Annotated in this window: 5 protein-coding genes; 1 reads left to right on the forward strand and 4 read right to left on the reverse strand. The window is 76.4% G+C overall.

Annotated elements, in window-relative coordinates; all coding sequences use genetic code 11:
- Window positions 1–95 precede the first annotated feature (95 nt).
- On the reverse strand, window positions 96–1,082 hold the full coding sequence (locus DEF28_RS25265; protein WP_114400655.1) for an aldo/keto reductase: 987 nt from the start codon (window positions 1,080–1,082) through the stop codon (window positions 96–98).
- Between the two features lie 186 nt (window positions 1,083–1,268).
- On the opposite strand from DEF28_RS25265, the gene DEF28_RS25270 reads away from it, so the two are divergent.
- Window positions 1,269–1,820, forward strand: coding sequence for a GDSL-type esterase/lipase family protein (locus DEF28_RS25270; protein WP_114400654.1), 552 nt, complete (start codon window positions 1,269–1,271; stop codon window positions 1,818–1,820).
- A gap of 482 nt (window positions 1,821–2,302) precedes the next feature.
- On the opposite strand, the gene DEF28_RS25275 is transcribed toward DEF28_RS25270, so the two are convergent.
- The 3 genes from DEF28_RS25275 to DEF28_RS25285 form a co-directional block, all read right to left on the reverse strand.
- The gene (locus tag DEF28_RS25275) at window positions 2,303–2,773 is read right to left on the reverse strand and encodes an NUDIX domain-containing protein (RefSeq protein WP_114400656.1); all 471 of its coding nucleotides are present in this window, start codon (window positions 2,771–2,773) and stop codon (window positions 2,303–2,305) included.
- A gap of 85 nt (window positions 2,774–2,858) precedes the next feature.
- The gene (locus tag DEF28_RS25280) at window positions 2,859–3,230 is read right to left on the reverse strand and encodes a beta-galactosidase small subunit-related protein (protein ID WP_114400653.1); all 372 of its coding nucleotides are present in this window, start codon (window positions 3,228–3,230) and stop codon (window positions 2,859–2,861) included.
- Between the two features lie 97 nt (window positions 3,231–3,327).
- A complete protein-coding gene (locus DEF28_RS25285) occupies window positions 3,328–5,598 on the reverse strand; it encodes an MMPL family transporter (protein WP_114433561.1) in 2,271 nt (756 codons plus the stop codon).
- Between the last annotated feature and the right edge of the window lie 33 nt (window positions 5,599–5,631).

The following is a 5,631-nucleotide window of genomic DNA, read 5'->3' on the forward strand; positions in this document are numbered from 1 at the left end:
TGTACCGGAGGCTTCACTCATGCCCGGGATCGACACGCGCACGGTTACTGTTCTGACGCTGATTGCCCCAGTTTCAAACAGTTTCCAAACACTCCCTAGCGCCGGCGCAGCAGCCGGGGCAGCGCAGTCGGCCAGGTGACCGGCGTGAACCGGTGGGAGGCGTCGGACAGCGCCGCGTACTCGCCGTCGGTCAGCTTGATGTCGGCGGCGGCGACGTTGGACTCCAGCTGCTCCACGCTGGCGGCGCCCGGGATCGCCACGACCGACGGATGCCGGATGGCCCACGCCAGCGCGATCTGCGACGGCTCCGCGTCGTGCGCGTCGGCGACCTCGCGGAGCGTGTCCAGCAGCGGCCGGACCCGCTCCAGGTTGTCGGGGAGGAAGAGCGGGTTCAGCGCCCGGGCAGCGTTGACCGGGCGCCGCTGCGCGTCGTAGCGGCCGGACAGCAGCCCCTGCGCGAGCGGGCTGTAGGCGATCACGATCCGGTCCGCGCCCTCCGCGTACGGCAGCAGGTCGTGCTCCGGCTCCCGGGCCACCAGGCTGTACTGCACCTGGTTGGCCAGCACCGGAGCCCCCAGCGCAGCCTCCGCCTGCCGCCAGCGGGCCAGGGAGTAGTTGCTGACCCCCACGTCGCGGATCACTCCCGCCCGGCGCAGCGAGGCCATGCCGCGCATCGTGGTGGAGTCGCGCACCACCGGATTGGCCTGGTGCACCTGGTACAGGTCGATGCCGCCCACGTCCAGCCGCGCCGCGCTGGCGACCGCGCGCTGCTCCACCACCGGCGCCACGGGCAGCAGCGGAAGGATCTTGGTCGCCACCACGACCTCCTCACGGAGCACCCCCGCGGCCTCCAGCGCCGTACGCAGCGCGGCACCCAGGATCCGCTCGCCGCGTCCGAAGCCGTACAGCTCGGCCGTGTCGAACACGGTCACCCCGAGTTCGAGCGCGCGGCGCACCAGCCGCGCCGCCTCGCGATCGTCGTAGTCGGCGCCGTACCCCCACTCCCGGGAGCCGAACTGCCAGGTGCCCAGGCCGATCTTGGAGTAGGGCCTGCTGGTGTGCGCGTTCTCGATATACCGCATGGGACCACTATCACCCAGTGGAGCGGGCTCGTCGCGGAAGCGGCACCGAAGCGCGCCGTGAGTCGCGCGATCCGCGTGCGGCCGCGGGCGTGACGGGCAGAATGGGACGCACGGCGGGCGGCGGGGCACCGCGGGGGCACCGCCGGGAGGACGCGCGGTACGACGGACGCGGACGGGGGAGCGGAGATGGACGTGCGGACGGAGCCGATCGTGGGCCGGGGGGACATCGTGCTCCTCGGCGACAGCCTGACCGAGGGAGGCGCGTGGCAGGAGCTGCTGCCCGGGCTCCCCGTGCGCAACCTCGGGGTCGGCGGCGACACGGCGGCCGGGGTCCGCCGCCGGCTGCGGCCGGTCGCCGAGGGCCGGCCGGCCCAGGTGTTCCTGCTGATCGGCACGAACGACGTCGCGCTCGGGCGCGACCTCGACGCGATCGCCGCCGACACCGCCGCGATCCTGGCCGAACTGCGGCGCGCGACTCCGCGGACGCGGCTCCACCTGCAGTCGGTGCCGCCGCGGACCGCGCCCTACACCGCGCGGATCCGGGACCTGAACGCCCGCTACCAGCGCGCGGCGGCCGAGCACGGCGCGCAGTACCTCGACCTGTGGCCCGCCCTGGCCGACGCCGAGGGGCGGCTCCGGGCGGAGTTCACCGCAGACGGACTGCACCTGCTGCCCGCCGGCTACCGCGCGTGGACCGGGGAGCTCCGCCCGCGCCTGGCCGCGGCCGGCGCCGGCTGAGCCGGCCGAGCCCGGTCGGGCCGTGCGTCCCGCAGCCGCCCCTGGGGCGCGCCCCACGGACGCGGGGTGCGTCCTGGCCGGCTGCCCACCCCGCTGGGCCGCCTCCGGGCCCGGCGGGAGGCGGCCGGCGGCCGCGGTCCCCCGACCGACCCGCTGCGAGCGGTGCCCGCTCGGGGATGAGGACGGCATTTCGCTCCGGCGCTGGAGGCCGGCCAGGTCGAGGCGACGGGACCAGCGGCGCCGAGCGGGGCTCCGGCATCGCGTCGGCACCGGGGGCCGCGGCACCGGTCCGCCCCGCGGACCTGCCGGTAGACGGAACCCAGCCCGCCGGCCGTGACCGGTCCGGGCCGCTGGCGGCCGGCCCGGTGGTCCCGTGGGCTGCCGGGCACGTCCCGGCGCGGGACCGGGGGCCGGCGCCGCCGCGCCCCGGCGGAGCGTTCCGCCCGCCGCGCGGCCGTGGCGCGGGGCGGGGCCTGGCAGCCTCACCCGCCGCGCAGGTGCGCCTCCAGCCGGTCGAGGAAGACCCGCTGCCCGGCCACGATCCGCTCATGGGCGGCGGCTACGGGGAACCAGGCGACCCGGTCGATCTCCGGGAACTCCCGGAGCCGGCCGGAACCGCGCGGCCACTCCATCTCGAACGTCCCGGGGACCACGTGCCGGGGATCGAGGTCGCCCTCCACGGCCCACACCGCGACGGTCTTGCCGCCCGCCTGCCGGGTGCTGCCGAGCGGGAGGAGGTCCCCGGCGGGCGGCGGTACACCGAGCTCCTCCGCGAACTCGCGCCGGGCCGCCGCCTCCGGCGCCTCCTCCGGCGGGTACTCGCCCTTGGGCACCGACCAGGCGCCCGCGTCGCGCCGCGCCCAGAACGGTCCGCCCATGTGGCCGAGGAGCACCTCGGTGCCCGACCCCGCCGCGCGGTACACCAGGATGCCGGCGCTGCGTCTGCCCCTCACCCGGCCCAGTCTGGCGCGCCGGGCGGCCGGGAGGCGGGAGGCCGGCCGCGGCGCGTCCGCCGGCGGAGGCACCCCGGCCGGCGGGTCAGGGCCCTCCGCCGATGGCGGACAGCCGGACGGCGAACGTCCGGGGTGCGGCGGCCAGCCGGTACCGGGGGAGCGGCTCGGGGCCGCAGGAGGCGGAGCCGAGGCCGTCCAGGGCGGCGTCCAGGTTGACCCACACCCGGTCCGACGGCCGGAGCTCGTGCGCATGCTCCGCCGCGTCGAGCTGCTCGCTGGTCCACCGGCGCCGCCCGGGGAGCCGGGCGCGCCATGCCCCGCTGCGGGACCGTCCACGCGGGGGCGGGGCGGCGACCCTCCGGTCCGCGGCCGCCCACCGGAGGGGCGGTGCTCCGTGGCCGGGCGCTCCGGAGCCGCCGCGGGGCGCCCGACCCCCGAGGACCCTGCGGGGGCGCACGCGGCGCCGGGGAGTCCGCCGCTCGCACCGACGGGCGCTCCCCGGCTGCCGGCACCCCGGTTTCCGGGGGCTGCGGAGTCCGCCGCCCGGCCGTCCGTCAGCCGGTCCGGGCCGGCGCTGCGCTCCGCGGCGCCTCGTCCGACTCGCTGATGCCGACGCGGGCGTGCAGGCGGCGCAGCGGTGCGGGGGCCCACCAGTTGAGGTCGCCGGCCAGCCGCATGATGGCCGGGACCAGGATGGCCCGGATCAGGGTGGCGTCCACCAGCACGGCGAGCGCCAGCCCGACGCCCAGCATCTTCAGGAAGACGACCTCCGACGTCGCGTAGGCGGCGAAGGAGAGCGCCAGGATCGCCCCGGCGGCCGTGATCAGCGGCCCGCTGCGCCGCAGCCCCTCGGCCACCGCGGTCGCGGTGTCGCCGGTGCGGTCGTACTCCTCCTTCACCCGCGCCAGCATGAAGACCTCGTAGTCCATGGACAGCCCGTAGCCGACGCAGAACATCAGGATCGGGATGCTCGACTCCAGCGACCCGGTCGCGGTGAAGCCGAGCAGGCCGGACAGGTTGCCGAGCTGGAACACCCACACCAGTGCGCCGAACATCACCGAGAGGCTGAGCAGGTTCAGCACGGTCGCCTTGAGCGGGACGACCACGCTCCCGGTGAGCAGGAACAGGATGACGAACGTGACGGCGAGGACGAGGAGGAGCAGCAGCGGCAGGCGGTCGACCAGGGAGTCGCGGTAGTCGACCAGGTCGGCCGGATAGCCGCCCACCTCGACGTCGAAGGGGGCGGCCAGCCCGCGCACCTCGGCGACCAGCCCGAACGGGTCGGTCTCCAGGCGCTCCACCGTGGGGACCACCGACAGCCAGGTGGCTCCGTCCCCGGCGAAGCGTTCCGCGGACGCGGCGGGGACGGTGACGAGTTCGCCGCCGGCGAAGGAGCCCGCGGCGCCGTCCACCTGCGCGACGCCGTCGATCCGCGACAGCTCCGCCGCGTAGCTGGCGAGCGCGGCGCGGTCGGCCGCGGCCGGACCCGCGTCCGGGGCGACGACCAGCAGGGCGTCGCTCTGCTCGGCGGTGAAGCCGTCGCGGATGTCCTGCTGCACCTGCCGGCTCGGCGCCGACTCCGGCAGCACCCGGTCGTCGGGCAGCCCGAAGCGCAGCGAGAACACCGGTGAACCGAGGACGGCGAGGACCACGACCGCGGCCGCGCCGTAGGCCAGCGGGCGCCGCATGACACGGCGCGCGGTCCGCGACCACAGCGCCGAACCCGGGTCGACCGCCGCTCCGGCGCCCGATGCCCGGCGGGCCCCGAACAGCCGCCGGGAGGCCCGGGGGCCGAGCAGCGCGAGCGCGGCGGGCAGCAGCAGCACCGAGCCCGCCACGGCCAGCAGGACCACCGCGATGCCCGCGTAGGCGAACGACCGCAGGAAGTCGAACGGCAGCGCGAACAGCACGGAGAGGGAGGCCACCACGGTGCCGCCGCTGAAGAGGACCGTCCGCCCGGCGGTGCGCACCGTGGCGGCGACCGCGTCGGGGACCGTCCGGCCCGCGGCGAGCTCCTCGCGGAAGCGGAAGATCAGGAAGAGGCAGTAGTCGACCGCGAGGGCGATCCCCATCACCAGCGTGATGTTGAGCGCGAACGTCGAGATCTCCGCGAACAGGGTGACGCCGCGCAGGACCGCGAGCGTGCCGGCGATGGTGAACAGGCCGACCAGCAGCGGCAGCACGGCGAGGACCGCGTTGCGCAGCACGACGAGCAGCAGCAGGAACACCATCGGGAAGATGATCGCCTCGGCCCGGAGGAAGTCGGCCGCGGCCTGGCCGCTGGCCTCCAGGAACACCTGCTCGCCGCCGCCCACACGGACGGTGTAGGCGGCGGTGTCGCGGGTGAAGTCCGGGCCGAGTTCCGGTAGGACCTCGCGGCGGACCGTGTCGGCGTCGCCGGGGAGGCGGGCGAGCAGCACCGCCTGGGTGCCGTCCTCGCTGCGCAGCACCGGGCTGGCGTCCCGGGTCCAGTAGGAGTACGCCTCCGCGACGCCGTCGGCGCCGGCCAGCTCCGCGGTCAGCTCGCGGCCCGCCGCGGCGATCGCCGGATCGTCGACCGTGCCGTCGCGGACGGTCAGCAGCAGGAGCAGGTTCGGACTTCCGGTGCCGAACTCCTCGCGCAGCGCCGTCGCGGCGCGGTGCGACTCGGAGCCCGGCGCCTCGAACCGCGACAGCACCAGGGCGCCGACCGTCGGAGCGCCGACCAGTCCGGCCACGAGGGCCGTGAGCAGGCCGGCGACGAGGACGCCGACGCGGCGCCGGGCCAGGAACCGGCCGAGTCGGGCGAGTGCCGGATCGGGCGGTTCGGGAGCGGTGAAGGGCATGGGATCGCCGTCTTTCGGCCGAGGGGAGGGGAG

The organism is Marinitenerispora sediminis (assembly GCF_003336425.1).
In the GTDB taxonomy this organism is placed as follows: domain Bacteria; phylum Actinomycetota; class Actinomycetes; order Streptosporangiales; family Streptosporangiaceae; genus Marinitenerispora; species Marinitenerispora sediminis.

Excerpts from the sequence above, each read along its gene's own strand:
- DEF28_RS25265 (WP_114400655.1), bottom strand. The coding sequence starts at position 1,082 with ATGCGGTATATCGAGAACGCGCACACCAGCAGGCCCTACTCCAAGATC.
- DEF28_RS25270 (WP_114400654.1), top strand. The coding sequence starts at position 1,269 with ATGGACGTGCGGACGGAGCCGATCGTGGGCCGGGGGGACATCGTGCTC.
- DEF28_RS25285 (WP_114433561.1), bottom strand. The coding sequence starts at position 5,598 with ATGCCCTTCACCGCTCCCGAACCGCCCGATCCGGCACTCGCCCGACTC.